The sequence below is a fragment of the Clostridium omnivorum genome, assembly GCF_026012015.1.
In the GTDB taxonomy this organism is placed as follows: Bacteria; Bacillota; Clostridia; order Clostridiales; family Clostridiaceae; genus Clostridium_AX; species Clostridium_AX omnivorum.
This window is the reverse complement of the sequence record NZ_BRXR01000001.1, coordinates 496,478-514,130: the sequence shown is the minus strand read 5'-3', so window position 1 is coordinate 514,130 and position 17,653 is coordinate 496,478. Positions and strand designations below refer to the sequence as shown.

Below are 17,653 nucleotides of genomic sequence, written 5' to 3'. Positions count from 1 at the left end.
TAAATAAAGTAAAAAGTGGAGAAGTGGGGAAATGACATAATTTAATTCTCCTAATTCTCCATTTTTTATAGATAAAAAACAGAGATGACAAGATTAAATATTTATATATATCAATATTTAAAGAGACATACAAAAAAGTTATGCCTCTATAAGGAATAAGGAGGGCAAAATATGAGTTTCCCAGTTATTAAAAAAGCATCTTATATCCTAGTTAATACACCAGATATGATAACTCATAATGGTACAACTCAAACATTAGAAAGAGAAACTAACCCAGATTCAGAATACTTAAAGCAAATACCAGAACATTTAAGAAGTTTTGAAGAAGTTGTAGGTTATGCTCCTAATCAAACTTACATTGGAAACATGACACCTGAAGAATTGAATGTTAGAAAAAGACCATGGCATAATGAAAATGTAGAAGGTGCAAACAGATTCGGTAAATTTGGAGAAATAATGCCACAAGACGAGTTTTATGGACTTATGAAGCTTTCTGATGTTTTTGACTTAGTAAAGCTTGAAAAAGAATTTACTGACAGAGTAAAAGCTAAGTTTGATGCACATCCTGTATTAAAGACAAAAGTTGAAGCTTTAGGTGAAGGTGAAGCTGCTGAGAATATTGCAGCACTTGTTGAAAATCACTTAGCTGAAGGATTATATGAAGGCGAAAAATTAGTTGGATGTGTAAGAAGAGCGCATGAATTTGATAAGAATCTTTCATCACATATAATGGTGGAAAATTTAGCTGTAAAGGCATCAGGAGTACTTGCTCTTATGCATTTAGTAAATGATCCAGAAATTAATGTTGATGAAATTGAATATATAATTGAGTGCTCAGAAGAAGCTATTGGTGATATGAACCAAAGAGGCGGCGGAAACATAGCTAAGTCAATTGGAGAAGTTGCTGGCCTTAAAGCTGCAACTGGTGCTGATATGAGAGGCTTCTGTGCTGGCCCAACCCACGCACTTATAACAGCTGCTTCATTAGTTAAATCAGGGATTTACAAGAGTGTTGTAGTTGTGGCTGGAGGAGCTACTGCAAAGCTTGGTATGAATGGAAAAGACCACGTAAAAAAAGGACTTCCAGTACTTGAAGACTGCTTAGGAGGATTTGCAATCCTAGTTACTGAAAATGATGGCATAAATCCAATATTAAGAACTGATGTAATAGGAAGACATACAATTGGACATGGAGCTTCACCACAAGCAGTATTAGAAGCATTAGTACTTGATCCACTAGATAAAAATGGACTAAAGATTACTGATATCAATAAGTTTGCTCCAGAAATGCAAACTCCTGATATAACTGAACCAGCAGGTGCTGGAGATGTACCTACTCAAAACTATAAGATGATAGGTGCTCTAGCAGTTAAGAAAGGACAATTAGATAGAAAAGATCTTCCAAGTTTTGTAACTGAACATGGATACCCAGGATTTGCTCCAACTCAAGGACATATTCCATCAGGAGTGCCAATAGTTGGACATGGAAGAGATAAAATGCTTGCTGGTGAAATGGATAACTTTATGATAATAGGTAAAGGAAGCTTATTCCTTGGTAGAATGACTAACCTATTTGATGGAGTTTCAATACTAGTAGAAAAGAATAATGGAAATGCTGAAGCTGCTGAAGGTGCAGGAGTAAGCAAAGATGAAATCAAATTAATGGTAGCAGACGCTATGAAAGATTTTGCTGCTTACTTAACTGATAAAAAGCAGTAGCCTTCCTATAAAAAAAGAGGTGATACAATGGATACAAACATGGCTTCAAAAATGATTGCTGAAGTTTTTAATGAAATTGCTGACGGAATAAAAAGTGGAAGCTTCGGTAAAAAAGTAAGAATAGGATTAACAATATTAGGCTCCGAGCATGGTATTGATGAAATGATAAAAGCAGCAGTAATGGCATCAGAAAAATATGATGATTTTAAAATAGTTTTAATAGGGCCTAAAAATGAGTCAGGACTTGAAACTATTGAAGCAAATACTGCTGAGGAAGGTCATAAACTAATGACTTCGCTTCTAGAAAAAGGCGAATTAGATGGTTGTGTAACTCAGCACTTTGATTTTCCAATAGGAGTGTCTACTGTAGGAAGAGTTGTTACTCCTGCTAGAGGAAAAGATATGATCATTTCTACTACCACTGGTACTACATCAACAAATAGAGTAGAAGGAATGGTTATGAATGCTATATCAGGTATAGCAACTGCTAAAGCACTTGGAATTAAAAATCCAAAGGTGGGAATTCTAAATATTGATGGTGCAAGAAAAACTGAAAAGATATTAAAAGAAATTCAAGAAAAAGGTTATCAGTTCCAATTTGCTGATTCACTAAGAGCTGATGGTGGAGCTGTAATGAGAGGTAATGATTTACTTGCGGGTTCACCTGATGTTATGGTATGTGACTCATTAACAGGAAACTTGCTTATAAAGATATTCTCATCCTTTACCACAGGTGGAGATTATGAAACAGTAGGCTTTGGTTATGGACCAGGAATTGGTGAGAACTATGATAAGCTAATAAATATAGTTTCCAGAGCATCAGGAGCACCACTGATTTGTGAGGCTCTAAGATACTGTGCAACTTGCGCTAAGAATAATGTACTTCAAAAGGCAAGAGAAGAATTTGGTAAGGCTAATAAAGCAGGATTGAAAGATATCATTGCTAAAAATACAAAGGAAAAGGAAGCTGCTTCAACTGAAGAAGTTAAAGTGCCACCAAAAAAGGTTGTAACTTTTGCAATTCCAGGAATAGATATTCTTGAACTTGATAATGCCTGTAAGGCGCTTTGGAAGGAAAACATTTATTCAGAAAGCGGAATGGGCTGTACTGGACCAATAATATTAGTAAATGAAGAAGATAGTGAAAAAGCTGTAGAAGCTTTGAAAAAAGCTGGGTTCTAATTCCTTAGAGCACAATAAATTACAGACTTGTAGCTATGCACAAAACTATTTCAATAATATTGTGCAAATTGTCTTGATTTTTAAGCCCACTTATGATATATTTTTAAGTGGGCTTGTACTATTAAATTACAACCTATTATTTTTAATCGATGATAAAGCGTTTACATATTTGAATTTTTTAAAAAATCAGCTATTAAATTAACAGATATTTTATTATTATAAGAATAAAGCGGTTACATATACAGTATAATTAGTAGTGTATTAATACATATTATTAAGAGTGAATGAAAAATATTTATTAAAATTATGTAAACGGTTAAAAAAAAGTTAATATATTTTTGTCTAATAAAAAGGATTTTTAATCCTTTTATAGAATATTATACTTTACCAATTCAAACAAACAAAATTATTAGGAGGGAACTAATATGAGTAAGAAAAGATTAGTTGCATTATTTGCAACAGTAGCAGTAGCTGCTACATTATTTGCTGGTTGCTCAAAAACAGAAGCACCAAAGACAGATGCTAACAAGCCATCAACAACTAAGTCAAGTGTTAAGATTGGACTTTCCACAGATGAAGGTGGATTAAACGATAAGTCCTTTAACCAAGCTGCTGACACAGGTATCAAAAAGGCACAAACAGAGTTTGGATTTGACTATAAGCCTATTGAATCAAAAGTAAAAGAAGACTATGAAAACAACCTAGATGCTCTAGTAGGAAATGGATCAAATCTAGTTGTTGGTGTAGGATTCCAAATGGAAACTGCAATAGAAAATATAGCAAAGAAATATCCAGATAAAAACTTTGCATTAATTGACTCTGGCGCATTTGAAGATCCAACAGCTAAAGATCCAAAGCAATTAAAGAACGTTCATTCATATTTATTTAAATCAGAAGAAGGTTCTTTCTTAATGGGAGTTATTGCTGGTAAAATGACAAAGTCTAATAAAATTGGATTTATTGGCGGAAAAGACTTCGCATTAATAAATAGTTTCGAAGCAGGATTTGCTGCTGGTGTTAAGGCTGTTAATCCAACAGCTGCTGCTGACTTAATGAGCAGAAAAACTGTTAAGTATGCTGACAGCTTTGGTGATAGTGCTAAGGGTAAAGAATTAGCTAAAGCTCTTATCAATGATGGTTGTGACGTTATATACCACGCAGCTGGTGGTGTTGGAGAAGGAATGTTCCAAGCTATAAAAGAAGCTAAAGATGGTGGAAAGAATGTTTGGGGTATCGGTGTTGATATGGACCAAGCAGCTACACTTCCTCAATATGCTAACTACATACTATCAAGCTGCATAAAGAGAGTTGACACTGCAACTTATGAAGCAGCTAAAGCTGTTGTAAATGGTACATTCAAGGGTGGAGAAATCCAATCACTTGGATTAAAAGAAGATGGTGTTGGTATAGCTCCAACTTCAAGCAAGAATGTTCCAAAAGATGTTCTTGATTTAGTTACTAAGTACCAAGATGCAATAAAGGCTGGTAAGATAACTGTTCCAGGTAAGAATGAAGATGTAAAGAACTTTACAGCTCCAACAGTTTAATAATATCTTTACTTAGATGTTAATTTAATATTATAATTAAAGCTAGATGTAACATACATCTAGCTTTTTTAAATATAATTATATTTGAAAGAGTTAATTAAGAAAAGAGGAGGGGGCTATGATGGAAAGGGTAATAGAAATGAAAGGGATAACAAAAGTTTTCCCTGGTACTATTGCCAATGATAATGTGGATTTCGAACTGCTAAAGGGAGAAACTCATGTTTTACTTGGAGAAAATGGGGCGGGTAAAACTACACTTATGAATATTCTTTACGGATTATATCAGCCGGATAAAGGCACAATAGCTGTAAACGGTAACAATGTGAAAATTATGAGTCCAAATGATGCTATAAAACTAGGAATAGGAATGGTCCATCAACATTTTATGCTAGTACATAATTTTACTGTTGCAGAAAACATTGTTTTAGGAACTGAACCTAAAAAAGGTATTAAACTTGATATGAAAAAAGCTATTAATGAGGTAAAAGAGCTTTCTTCAAAATATGGATTTTCCATAGATCCTAACTCGGTTATTGAAGACATTTCTGTAGGACAGCAGCAAAAGGTAGAAATATTAAAGGCTCTTTTTAGAGGCGCTGAAACCTTAATACTGGACGAGCCGACAGCAGTTTTGACTCCTCAAGAAATTGATGAACTTGGAGTTATAATTAATAACCTTAAGGCTGAAGGAAAATCAGTTATACTTATCACTCATAAACTAAAAGAAGTTATGAGCATGAGTGATAGAGTTACAATAGTAAGAAGAGGTAAGGTAACTGGTATTGTTAAAACTTCGGAAACTAGTATTGAACAGCTTGCAGAACTAATGGTAGGAAGAAAAGTTAATCTTACAGTGGACAAGAAGGAAGCTAAGATTGGAAAAGTAGTTTTAAAGATAGAAAATTTAGTTGCTAAAGATCATAGAGGCCTTCCTGCAGTTAATGATGTAAGTTTAACTGTAAGAGAAGGTGAAATCCTAGGAATTGCTGGAGTAGACGGAAATGGGCAAAGTGAGCTGGTAGAAGTTCTTACTGGGCTTAGAAAAGCTGAATCAGGTGAAATTAAACTTAGAGATAAAGATATATTCAACAAGACAACCAGAGAAATAATAAATCAAGGTATGGGGCACATACCGGAAGATAGACATAAAAGAGGACTCATCTTAAAATATTCAATTTACGAAAATGCAGTATTAGGATCACATCATAAGAAGCCTTTCAGTAAGGGAATCATAATGAATTATAAATATATTAGAAATTACTGCAGTAAGCTTATAAAGGAATTCGATGTAAGAACTCCTAATGACGAAGTTGTGGCTTCTGCACTTTCGGGAGGAAACCAACAAAAATTAATAGCTGCTAGAGAAATTTCAAAGGACCCAGAAATTATTATTGCTTCTCAGCCAACAAGAGGTCTAGATGTTGGTGCTATAGAGTATATTCATGGAAGACTAGTGCAAGAAAGAGATAAGGGCAGGGCGGTTATGCTAGTGTCTCTAGAACTTGATGAAATTATGGCGCTATCTGATAGAATAGCGGTTATGTATGACGGAAAAATCGTAGCTATTCTTGATAGAAAAGATGCCACTGAACATAAGTTAGGTATACTTATGGCTGGAGGATCTCTTGAAAACGATGGGAAAGAGGTGAAGGAACATGAGTAATGAAAACAGTAATAATTCATTTATTGTTTCTATAAAGTCAGGACTTAAAAGTCTAGCTTTTCCACTAGTTGCAATAATTGTATCTATTTTTGTGGCAGTATTTTTTGTAATGTGGGCTAAGGGATATTCAATACTTCAATATTTTTCAGCACTAAGTAATTTGTTCAGCATAATTTGGTATGGAAGCTTTGGTGATGCTAGAAAGACTATGGCTACTTTAGAATATGTTACTCCATTAATATTTACTGGGGTAGCACATGCTATAGCATTTAAAACAGGTCTTTTCAACATCGGTGTTGAAGGACAATTTATAATGGGTATGATAGCTGCAGCAGCTATTGGTGTAATACCTGGACTTAGCCCTGTTATACATGTTCCACTAATAATCCTTGGTGGTATTCTTGCTGGAGGACTTTGGGCAGCAATACCAGGTTATCTTAAGGCAAAGGTTGGAACAAATGAAGTTATTAATACAATAATGATGAACTATATAGGCATGTACCTTGCAAACTGGATAATTTTAAGATCTCCGCTTGCAGTTAAAGGTAAAGCAAGCACTCCATTAATACAAAAGAGCGCTGAGCTTTTTAGATTTAATGATTTAAGCAGAGCTAACATAAGTATATTTATAGGTATAGCCTTTGCACTACTAGCATACTGGATATTATGGAAATCAACTACTGGATACGAGTTAAGAGCAGTTGGTATAAACCCATACGGAGCTGAATACGGTGGTATCAGCATAGCTAAGAACACTATACTTGCAATGGTCCTATCAGGAGCAATAGCTGGTGTTGGTGGAGCCACTCACGTAGCAGGTATATTCCATCAAGCTCAGGACTTCATGGGCTTTCCAGGCTTTGGCTTTGATGGTATAGCCGTTGCTCTGCTTGCTAAGAGCAACCCAATAGGCTGTATAGCTTCAGCAGTACTGTTTGGAGCACTTAACAGCAGTTCTAAGATGCTTCAGTTAAATGGTATACCAAAGCAAATAGTATACTTAATTCAATCAATAGTAATTATTTTCGTAGCTACTGACTATATTGTTAAGTACTTCACTGAAAAGAAGAAGAAGGAGGCAATGATAAATGGGTAGTTTAAATTCAATAGCAGCTTTAATAGCCTCCACATTATGTTTTGCAACACCACTTTTATTTGCAGGACTTGGGGCAGTATTTTCTGAGAGATCAGGAGTTGTTAATATAGGTCTTGACGGTATGATGACAATGGGAGCCTTTTTTGCAGTGTATGGTACATTTATTACAGGAAGTCCAATGGTAGGATTTTTGTTTGCGGCTATTGCAGGGGGAGCCATTGCGGCAATCCATGCAGTGTTAAGTATACACTTAAAAGCAGACCAGGTTGTATCTGGTACAGCAATAAACTTATTTGCAACAGCGTTATCTTCTTTCTTAATAGTTAAGCTATTTAACAAGGGTGGTCAGACAGACGGTGTTGCACCATTTCCATACCATGTACCTGGGTTTATAAATAAAATCCCTTTTGTGGGAACAATAGCCTCAAATATAAACTGGTTTGTTATAATAGCGCTAATACTTGTTTATGTATCTCACTTTGTCTTATACAAAACACCATTAGGACTTAGAATACGTTCTGTTGGTGAACATCCAAAGGCAGCAGATACACTAGGAATTAATGTATATGCTATGAGATATTTATGTGTTATTTTATCAGGTGTTCTAGCTGGTATAGGAGGAGCTGCACTATCTATAGGTATAACTCCACTATATAGAGAAGGAATGGTTGCAGGCAGAGGATTTATAGCCCTAGCAGCACTTATCTTCGGTAACTGGAAGCCAGTAGGAACCTTAGGAGCATGCTTATTATTCGGATTTGCAGAAGCATTCCAAATAAAAGCACAAGGCTTTGGATGGAATCTACCAACTGAATTATATTCAAGCTTGCCATACATCTTAACAATGCTTGCACTTTCAGGTTTCGTAGGCAAGACAACTGCTCCAGCAGAGGATGGGGTACCATACGAAAAAGGACAAAGATAGGTAATAGATAAGAAGTAAGAGGTAAGAAGTAATAGATAATAAAAACCAGTCTTGATTAAGGCTGGTTTTATGCTATAAATCGGAGTTTGTGGTATAATAAGAATGTAAAATAACTGAAGATGGTGAAAAGTATATGCAAATGAATTTTAATTTAAACTTAACTCAAGAACAAAAATTAATAATGACACAACAGATGCAGCTATCAGTAAAATTATTGCAGATGTCCACCTTTGACCTTCAGCAGCACATAGAAAAAGAAGCTCAAGAAAATCCAGTACTGGATATTACATATAATGATACAGATAAGGAGTCTTTGGAAAAAAGACTTGACTATAAAGAAATGGTGAAGTATTTTGAATTCGATAATTATGGTCATCATTTTTATGAGAAAAGCGACGAAGATGAAGTTTCGCCCTTTAACTTTGTTTCGGAAAAAAAATCATTAAAAGATTTTTTGAAAGAACAGCTTATTGACTTAGGAGTAAAGGATTACTCAAAGTTTATCTGCGAATACATCATTGATAGTATTAATGGAAAAGGATATTTAGATAGTAGTACAGAAGAAATAGGAGAAGAATTGGGACTTCCCAGTGAAATTATTGAAAAGGCTATAAGCTTTGTGCAAACTTTAGAGCCAGATGGAATTGCTGCTAGAAATTTGAGAGAATGTTTGAAGATACAGCTTAAGAAAAAAAGGTACGATGATGAAAAGTTATATATTTTAGTAGATAACTTCCTGGAGGCACTAGCAGAAAACAAGTATGCATTAATTGCTAAAGAATTGAATGTAGACATTAAAAGAGCTCAGGAATATGGAGATATAATAAAAACTCTTGAGCCAAAGCCATCAAGAGGATTTTATACAGGTGATGAAGTAAAATATATAACTCCTGATGCTTATATAAAAAACATTAATGGAGAATATTTTATTTTGATAAATGATAGTATATTGCCTAAAATAATTATAAATGATACATATAGAGAAATCATAGCTAATGAAAAAGATAAATTAGCTCTCGATTATGTAAAAGAGAAAATTAATAGTGCTTTATTTTTAGTTAAAAGTATTGAACAAAGAAAAAGTACTATTTATAGAGTGCTTGAAAAAATATTAGAACTTCAAAAGGAATATTTCGATAAAGGCGAAAAATATCTAAAACCAATGACACTAAAAGATATTGCGGAAAGTCTTGATATGCATGAATCAACTGTTAGTAGAGCTATTAAAGAAAAATATATAAGCACTAATAGAGGTACTATAAAAATCAAAGATCTGTTTACTACAGGATTAAGTACAAATAATAGTGAAGAAGATGTATCAACCACCTTTATAAAAAATAAAATAAAGGATCTTATTGATAAAGAAGATAAAAATAAACCACTATCAGATCAGACAATTTGCGACAAGTTAAATGAAGATGGAATGAATATTTCAAGAAGAACTGTGGCAAAATACAGAGAGGAAATGAATATCAAGTCGTCTAGTAAACGAAAGAGATTTTAAGAAAATAACCAATTAGGACAAATTATTCTAAATTATTTACACTTTGTTAACAAAATTACTGAAATACTAATTTGAAAAAAATTAGTATTTAATTTATAATATAGGTGGGACGAAAAAAGTTTCAGTGGGACGTTAAGAGACCAAAGAGGTGTTACTATTGCAGGAAGTCTTAAAGTTAGCACAAAAACTTGTACCCGAAATGATTGATATGCTTCAAAAAAGATACAATATATTGAGAACTATCTACTACAATCAACCAATTGGAAGAAGAATCCTTGCTAATAATTTAGGCATAGGTGAAAGAATTGTAAGAACGGAGATAAATCTTCTTAAAGATCAAAATCTTATAGAGATAAACACTCCGGGAATGACTATCACTCCAGAAGGTGAAGAGGTAATAGAAAAGCTCAAGGATTTTATACATGACTTAAAAGGATTGTCTGAAATCGAAAAAGATATCAAAGATTACATGGGACTTAGAGAAATCATTATAGTTCCAGGTGATGTAGAAGAAGACATTACAATTATGAGGGAACTTGGAAAATCAGCAGCAAACTGCCTTAAAAGTTTAATAAAAGATAACAGTATTATTGCTTTAACAGGTGGAAATACAATTAAAGAAGTTGTAGATAATATGCCGCGCATGTCACACATGAATAATGTAATGGTAGTACCAGCTAGAGGCGGTATGGGAAGAAACCTAGAAATTCAGGCAAATAATCTCGCTGCACACCTTGCTAATAAAATCGGAGCAAATTATAAGCTTCTTCATGTACCTGATAATTTAAGTAATCAAGCTTTAAATACTATATTGAATGAGGTTGACGTTATGGAAGTTGTTGAAAATATCAATCATTCAGACATTTTAGTATATGGCATAGGCAGAGCTGATGAGATGGGAAGAAGAAGAGGTTTAAACGCTGATGAACTGGATAACCTTGAAAAACTAGGTGCAGTTGGTGAGGCATTTGGCTACTATTTTAATAGAGAGGGAGAAATAGTATTTTCTACTCCTACAATTGGAGTAATAAATGAAAATATTGATCATATTGAAAATCTTATAGCTATTGCAGCTGGTAAAAATAAAGCCGAAGCAATTATGGCCATTGAACTCAATAATCCTAATAGCATTCTTATAACTGACGAGGGTGCTGCTAGGGAAATTATAAATATTATTAGTAAAAAAGAGTAAACTAATAATGACCATTATTTTAGTCCAATAATTATATTAACATATAATAATTTTAAAATTTCAGGAGGTATTTAAATGTCAAATGTTAAAGTAGCTATTAATGGTTTTGGAAGAATAGGACGTCTTGCATTCAGACAAATGTTTGGAGCAGAGGGATACGATGTTGTTGCAATCAATGATTTAACTGATCCTAAGATGTTAGCACACTTATTAAAATATGACTCATCACAAGGTAGATATGAAGGAACAGTTGAAGCTAAAGAGTCCTCAATCGTTGTTAATGGAAAAGAAATAAAGATATACGCAGAAGCTGATGCTTCAAAACTTCCATGGGGAGAAATTGGAGTAGACGTAGTACTTGAATGTACTGGATTCTATGTATCAAAAGCAAAATCACAAGCACACATCAACGCAGGTGCTAAGAAAGTAGTTATTTCAGCTCCAGCTGGTAACGACCTTCCAACAGTTGTTTACAATGTAAACCATGATATATTAACTGCTGAAGATCACATAATATCAGCTGCATCATGTACAACTAACTGCTTAGCTCCAATGGCTAAGGCACTTAATGACTATGCACCAATTCAATCCGGTATAATGTCAACAATCCACGCTTACACTGGAGACCAAATGGTATTAGATGGACCACATAGAAAAGGTGATTTCAGACGTGCTAGAGCAGCAGCTGTAAATATAGTTCCAAACTCAACAGGAGCTGCAAAGGCTATTGGACTCGTTATTCCAGAATTAAAGGGAAAATTAATCGGTTCAGCACAAAGGGTTCCAGTTCCAACTGGTTCAACAACTATATTAGTTTCAGTTGTTAAAGGAAAAGATGTTACAGTTGAAGGAATCAACGCTGCTATGAAGGCTGCTTCAAATGAATCTTTTGGTTACACTGAAGAAGAATTAGTATCTTCTGATATCATTGGAATCAATTACGGTTCTTTATTTGATGCAACTCAAACAATGGTTTCTAAAATCGGAGAAGATTTATACCAAGTTCAAACAGTTGCATGGTATGACAACGAAAACTCATACACTAGCCAAATGGTTAGAACTATAAAGCACTTCGCTAACTTCTTAAAGTAATTTAAGTATTTAGTTACAAGTATTTGAAGATTTAAAATAGGGTCTGGTTTTGTAGTTCGGGCTATAAACCCAGACCTTTTATTCATTAGCTTTGAGTAGTGGAAGGAGATTGTAATATGAACTTCAATAAAAAGACCATAGAAGACGTTGATGTAAAAGGAAAAAGAGTGCTTGTAAGATGTGACTTCAACGTTCCAATGAAGGACGGAGTTATTACTGATGAAAATAGACTAGTTGGAGCTCTTCCAACAATAAAATATTTAGTTGCAAATGGAGCAAAGGTAATACTATGCTCACACTTAGGAAAAGCAAAAGGACCAGATCCAAGCTTAACTCTAGCACCAGTAGCTAAAAGATTATCAGAACTTCTTGGTAAAGAAGTACTTTTTGCAGCTGACGATGTAGTAGTAGGAGAAAATGCTAAAAAAGCAGTTTCCAGTGCTAAAGAAGGAGATATTATTCTTCTTGAAAATACAAGATACAGAAAAGAAGAAGGAAAGAACGAAGAAGCTTTTTCAAAGGAATTGGCTTCATTAGCTGATATATATGTTAATGATGCATTTGGATCAGCTCACAGAGCTCACTGCTCAACAGTTGGTGTAACTGAGTTCGTTCCAGTAGCTGTATGTGGATATTTAATTCAAAAAGAATTAAAGTTCCTTGGAGAAGCTGTTGAAAACCCAGTTAAGCCTTTCTGTGCTATACTTGGTGGAGCTAAGGTAGTTGATAAAATAGCTGTTATAAACAATCTATTAGAAAAAGTAGATACTTTAATTATAGGTGGAGGAATGGCATATACATTCCTAAAAGCTCAAGGTTATGAAATAGGAAAATCTCTACTTGATGAAGAGAGAGTAGATTACGCTAAAGAAATGATGGAAAAGGCAAAGACTAAAGGAGTTAAACTTCTACTACCTGTAGACAACAGAGTTGCTCCTGAATATGCTGATGTTGATGCAAAAATTACAGAAGATCAAAATGTTCCAGAAGGATATATGGGACTTGATATCGGACCAAAATCCGAAAAACTATTTGCTGATGCTGTAAAAGAAGCAAAAACAGTTATATGGAACGGACCTATGGGAGTTGCAGAATTTAAGAACTTTGCAGCTGGAACAGTAGCAGTAGCAAAAGCTATGGCTGAATCAGATGCTACAACAGTTATAGGCGGAGGAGATAGTGCAGCAGCAGTAAATAATCTAGGATTTGGTGATAAGATGACTCACATCTCAACTGGTGGAGGAGCATCACTTGAATTCTTAGAAGGAAAAGAATTACCAGGAATAGCAGCTTTAAACGATAAATAGTAGCTATTTGGTAATAAACTTTACAAATAACAAATTAATGCTATAATAAAACTAGTTAAAAATTCCCCATGTAGTTTAAAATAGCTATATGGGGAAATATATACATAATAATATTGAAAATAAGAAAAATTATATATAGATTACATACCTTTATTTATTAAAATTAAATAAAAATGGGGAGTGTTTTAAATGAGAAAAGCAATAATAGCAGGAAATTGGAAGATGCACTATACTGTAGATGAAGCAGTTAAATTCATAGAGGAGTTAAAGCCACAGGTTGTTAGTGCAAACTGCGAAGTAGTTGTATGTCCTACTTTTGTATGCCTTGATGCAGTTAAAAAAGCTGTAGCTGGAAGCAATATAAAAGTTGGAGCTCAAAATATGTATTTTGAAGAAAAAGGAGCTTTTACTGGGGAAATAGCACCAGTAATGCTAGAATCCCTAAACATAGATTATGTAATAATCGGACATAGTGAAAGAAGACAGTATTTTAATGAAACAGATGAAACTGTAAATAAAAAGTTAAAGGCTGTTTTTGCTCACAATATGGTTCCAATACTTTGTGTTGGTGAATCATTAGAAGAAAGAGAAGGAAATATAACTGAAGAAGTTATTGGAAGACAGATTAAACTTGATTTAGCAGGGCTTACAGCTGAACAGGTTGAGAAGTTAGTTGTTGCTTATGAGCCAATCTGGGCAATAGGAACAGGAAAAACTGCTACAGCTGACCAAGCAAATGAAACTATAGCTTTCATAAGAAGTGTTATAGCAAAAGTATACGGCAGTGAAGTTGCTGATAAGACAAGAATCCAATATGGTGGATCTGTAAAACCTTCAACTATTAAAGAACAAATGGGAAAATCAGATATAGATGGATCTCTAGTTGGTGGAGCAAGTCTTGTTGCAGCTGATTTTGCTTCAATAGTAAATTACTAATTAGTATTTAGATGCATTGCATTGGACAAAATGCAATGCATCTAAATTGAATATCATAGGCGCAGCAAATTATAATTGTTATGCGTTTAAAAGGAATACCAGGGGGTAAAGAAATGTCAAAGAAACCAGTAATGCTAATGATTTTAGATGGCTTTGGAATAACAGACAAAGTAGATGGTAATGCTATAATGGCAGCAAAGAAACCAAACTATGACAGATATTTTGATAATTATCCTCATACTCAATTAAGTGCTAGTGGACTTGATGTTGGACTTCCTAAAGGACAAATGGGAAACTCTGAAGTAGGACATTTAAACATTGGCGCAGGTAGAATAATATATCAAGAATTGACTAGAATAACAAAAGAAATAGAAGAAGGTAACTTCTTTAATAATGCAGCTTTAAATACAGCTATTGATAATGCATTAAAGAATAATTCTTCGCTTCATCTTTTAGGACTTTTATCTGACGGGGGAGTACACTCCCACATAGATCACCTAAAGGCACTATTAAAGTTGGCGAAGGATAAGGGACTTAAAAAAGTCTATGTTCATGCATTTATGGATGGTAGAGATACTCCACCTTCATCAGGAAAAGACTTTATGGCTGATTTAGAGAATTATATAATGGAACTAGGAAATGGCAGAGTGGCTACTGTTAGTGGAAGATACTATGCTATGGATAGGGATAAAAGATGGGAAAGAGTACAACTAGCATATAATGCTATAGTGCTTGGAAAAGGTGAAGAAGCAGCAAGTGGAGTAGAAGCAGTTGAAAAGTCATACCATGATAATAAAACTGATGAATTTGTACTTCCTACAGTAGTTATGGAAAATGGAAAGCCAGTTGCTACAATTCAAAATAAAGATTGTGTTATTTTCTTTAACTTTAGACCTGATAGAGCTAGAGAAATAACTAGAGCTATAAATGACAAGGTCTTTGATGGCTTTGAAAGAGAAAGTCTTGATTTAACTTATGTTTGCATGACTCAATATGATAAAACTATTGAGAATGTACTAGTTGCTTATACTCCACAAAGCTATAATAATACTTTAGGAGAGTATTTAAGCAAATTAGGCAAGAAGCAATTAAGAATTGCTGAAACAGAAAAATATGCACATGTAACTTTCTTCTTTAATGGAGGAGTTGAAGCACCTAATGAAGGTGAGGACAGAGCATTAATTCCTTCACCAAAAGTTGCTACTTACGATTTACAGCCAGAGATGAGTGCGTATGAAGTTACTGAAGAAGTTATCAAGAGATTAAATTCAGACCAATATGATATGATAATACTAAACTTTGCAAACCCAGATATGGTTGGTCATACAGGCGTGTTTGAAGCTGCTGTAAAGGCTATTGAAACTGTTGATCAGTGCCTTGGAAAGGTAGTTGGAAAAGTTCTTGAGAAGGATGGAACTGTATTTATAACTGCTGACCATGGAAATGCAGAACAAATGATAGATTATTCAACTGGAGCACCTATGACAGCTCATACTAGTGATCCAGTGCCATTCTTATTCGTTTCTAAGGAAGCAAAACCAATGAGAGATGGTGGAAGACTATGTGATATAGCTCCTACCATGCTTAAAGTTATGGGACTCGATGCTCCAAAAGAAATGACAGGTGAATCATTATTTTAATATAAAAAGCATAACAATGCACTTATAAGTGCTCTATAATAGAAAGGAGTTATTAATTATGAAGAATCATGTAGAAATTGTTGACGTATTTGCTAGACAAATACTTGACTCAAGATGTTTTCCAACTGTAGAAGTAGAGGTAGTACTAGAAGACGGTACTGTAGGAAGAGCAGCTGTTCCATCAGGTGCATCCACAGGTATTTTCGAAGCTGTTGAATTAAGAGATGGCGATAAGGGAGCTTATAACGGAAAAGGAGTTTTAAATGCTGTTGAAAATGTAAACAACATTATAGCTCCAGAATTAGTTGGAATGAATGTATTAGATCAAGTGTCCATCGATAAACTTATGATAGAATTAGATGGAACCCCAAATAAAGGAAAACTAGGTGCAAATGCAATACTAGGTGTTTCCTTAGCTGTTGCTCAAGCTGCTGCTAGTTCTTTAGGATTACCATTATATCAATACATAGGTGGAGTTAATGCTAAAGTTCTTCCAGTTCCAATGATGAACATAATCAATGGTGGAAAGCATGCTGATAACAATGTAGACTTACAAGAATTCATGATAATGCCAGCAGGAGCTCCTTCATTTAGTGAAGCTTTAAGAATGAGTTCTGAAGTTTATCATGCATTAAAATCATCCTTAAAATCAAAAGGATATGAAACTGGTGTTGGTGATGAAGGTGGATTTGCTCCAAACCTAAAGTCAAACGAAGAAGCAATTCAAGTTATAATTGAAGCTATAGAAAAAGCTGGATATGTTCCAGGAAAAGATATATTTATAGCTCTTGACCCAGCATCCTCAGAATTATTTGAAGATGGAAAGTACAACTTAAAGGGAGAAGGAAAAGTTCTTACTCCAGCTGAAATGGTTGATTTTTATGTTGATTTAGTAAACAAGTATCCAATTATATCCATAGAAGATGGTATGGCAGAAGAAGATTGGGAAGGCTGGAAGTTAATAACTGAAAAGCTTGGAAACAAGATTCAATTAGTTGGAGACGATTTATTCGTAACTAATACTGAAAGACTTAAGAGAGGAATTAAGACTGGTACAGCTAATTCAATTCTTATAAAACTTAACCAAATTGGTACTTTAACAGAAACTCTTAATGCTATGGAAATGGCTGAAAGAGCTGGTTATACTGCAGTAGTTTCCCACAGATCTGGAGAAACTGAAGATACAACTATAGCTGATTTAGTTGTAGCTATGAATGCAGGACAAATAAAGACTGGTGCTCCAGCAAGATCAGAAAGAGTTGCTAAGTACAACCAACTTCTTAGAATTGAAGAAGAATTAGCTGATATGGCTGAATACAGAGGATTAGACGCGTTCTACAATATAAAGAAGTAATATAATATAAAAATGCATGGAGCTGGTTTTTCAGCTCCATATTTTATACAAAAAAAGAAAATTAAAGTATAAATTGTAACCAAATTTGTACTAAAAGTTGTAATATCATGGTTCCTATGATACAATATAGTATATTAGTGTGCGGGAGGTGCGACCATGCGTATAGCATTGATTATAGGACTTGTAATTGTTTCTATAACACTTATTGTTTCTGTTCTAATGCAGCCAAGTAAAACTAACGGACTTTCAGGATTTATAGGCGGAGGAAGTGACACTTACTTCAGCAAAAATAAAACTAAAACTTACGAATCCATGTTAGCTAGAATTACAGTAATTACATCTGTTTTATTTGCTGGAATTGTTATTGCGTTGAACTTAATAAAATAATAAATGCGATAGTTTACAAAAGTATAGCTGAAGGCTGTACTTTTTTTGTTTTCATTATTTTTCAATAATCATAAATCTGTTTAATAATAATAATTTGACTAATGGTTAA

General features: G+C 34.1%; 14 protein-coding genes. All 14 read left to right on the top strand.

All coding sequences use genetic code 11. The features are described from left to right. The first annotated feature begins 171 nt into the window (after nt 1–171). The 14 genes from grdC (at nt 172) to secG (ending at nt 17,544) form a co-directional block, all read left to right on the top strand. Complete coding sequence (gene grdC, locus bsdE14_RS02310; protein WP_264848321.1) at nt 172–1,719, top strand: glycine/sarcosine/betaine reductase complex component C subunit beta; 1,548 nt, start codon at nt 172–174, stop codon at nt 1,717–1,719. A 27-nt stretch (nt 1,720–1,746) separates the two neighbouring features. Then, complete coding sequence (gene grdD, locus bsdE14_RS02305) at nt 1,747–2,901, top strand: glycine/sarcosine/betaine reductase complex component C subunit alpha (RefSeq protein ID WP_264848320.1); 1,155 nt, start codon at nt 1,747–1,749, stop codon at nt 2,899–2,901. A 425-nt stretch (nt 2,902–3,326) separates the two neighbouring features. After that, nucleotides 3,327–4,448: a BMP family lipoprotein gene (locus bsdE14_RS02300; protein WP_264848319.1), complete on the top strand. Its 1,122-nt coding sequence runs from the start codon at nt 3,327–3,329 to the stop codon at nt 4,446–4,448. 121 nt (nt 4,449–4,569) lie between these two features. Then, a complete protein-coding gene (locus bsdE14_RS02295) occupies nt 4,570–6,111 on the top strand; it encodes an ABC transporter ATP-binding protein (RefSeq protein WP_264852205.1) in 1,542 nt (513 codons plus the stop codon). Next, nucleotides 6,104–7,207 (top strand): ABC transporter permease, encoded by a 1,104-nt coding sequence (locus bsdE14_RS02290; protein WP_264848318.1) that lies wholly within the window; start codon nt 6,104–6,106, stop codon nt 7,205–7,207. The genes bsdE14_RS02295 and bsdE14_RS02290 overlap by 8 nt, the downstream gene beginning before the upstream one ends. Next, complete coding sequence (locus bsdE14_RS02285; protein ID WP_264848317.1) at nt 7,200–8,132, top strand: ABC transporter permease; 933 nt, start codon at nt 7,200–7,202, stop codon at nt 8,130–8,132. The genes bsdE14_RS02290 and bsdE14_RS02285 overlap by 8 nt, the downstream gene beginning before the upstream one ends. 139 nt (nt 8,133–8,271) lie before the next feature. After that, on the top strand, nt 8,272–9,636 hold the full coding sequence (gene rpoN / locus bsdE14_RS02280; RefSeq protein ID WP_264848316.1) for an RNA polymerase factor sigma-54: 1,365 nt from the start codon (nt 8,272–8,274) through the stop codon (nt 9,634–9,636). Between the two features lie 157 nt (nt 9,637–9,793). Beyond that, nucleotides 9,794–10,828, top strand: a complete 1,035-nt coding sequence (locus tag bsdE14_RS02275) for a sugar-binding transcriptional regulator (protein ID WP_264848315.1) — start codon at nt 9,794–9,796, stop codon at nt 10,826–10,828. A 75-nt stretch (nt 10,829–10,903) separates the two neighbouring features. Next, nucleotides 10,904–11,920, top strand: a complete 1,017-nt coding sequence (gene gap / locus bsdE14_RS02270; protein ID WP_264848314.1) for a type I glyceraldehyde-3-phosphate dehydrogenase — start codon at nt 10,904–10,906, stop codon at nt 11,918–11,920. Between the two features lie 116 nt (nt 11,921–12,036). After that, entirely contained in the window at nt 12,037–13,227 is a 1,191-nt protein-coding gene (locus bsdE14_RS02265; RefSeq protein ID WP_264848313.1) for a phosphoglycerate kinase, read from the top strand. A gap of 189 nt (nt 13,228–13,416) precedes the next feature. Then, nucleotides 13,417–14,163 carry a triose-phosphate isomerase gene (gene tpiA / locus bsdE14_RS02260; protein WP_264848312.1) on the top strand — a complete coding sequence of 249 codons (747 nt, stop codon included), beginning with the start codon at nt 13,417–13,419 and terminating at the stop codon, nt 14,161–14,163. A 113-nt stretch (nt 14,164–14,276) separates the two neighbouring features. Beyond that, nucleotides 14,277–15,803: a 2,3-bisphosphoglycerate-independent phosphoglycerate mutase gene (gene gpmI, locus bsdE14_RS02255; protein ID WP_264848311.1), complete on the top strand. Its 1,527-nt coding sequence runs from the start codon at nt 14,277–14,279 to the stop codon at nt 15,801–15,803. A gap of 58 nt (nt 15,804–15,861) precedes the next feature. Continuing rightward, complete coding sequence (gene eno, locus bsdE14_RS02250; RefSeq protein WP_264848310.1) at nt 15,862–17,157, top strand: phosphopyruvate hydratase; 1,296 nt, start codon at nt 15,862–15,864, stop codon at nt 17,155–17,157. A 156-nt stretch (nt 17,158–17,313) separates the two neighbouring features. Next, nucleotides 17,314–17,544: a preprotein translocase subunit SecG gene (gene secG, locus bsdE14_RS02245; protein ID WP_264848309.1), complete on the top strand. Its 231-nt coding sequence runs from the start codon at nt 17,314–17,316 to the stop codon at nt 17,542–17,544. Nucleotides 17,545–17,653: the final 109 nt, after the last annotated feature.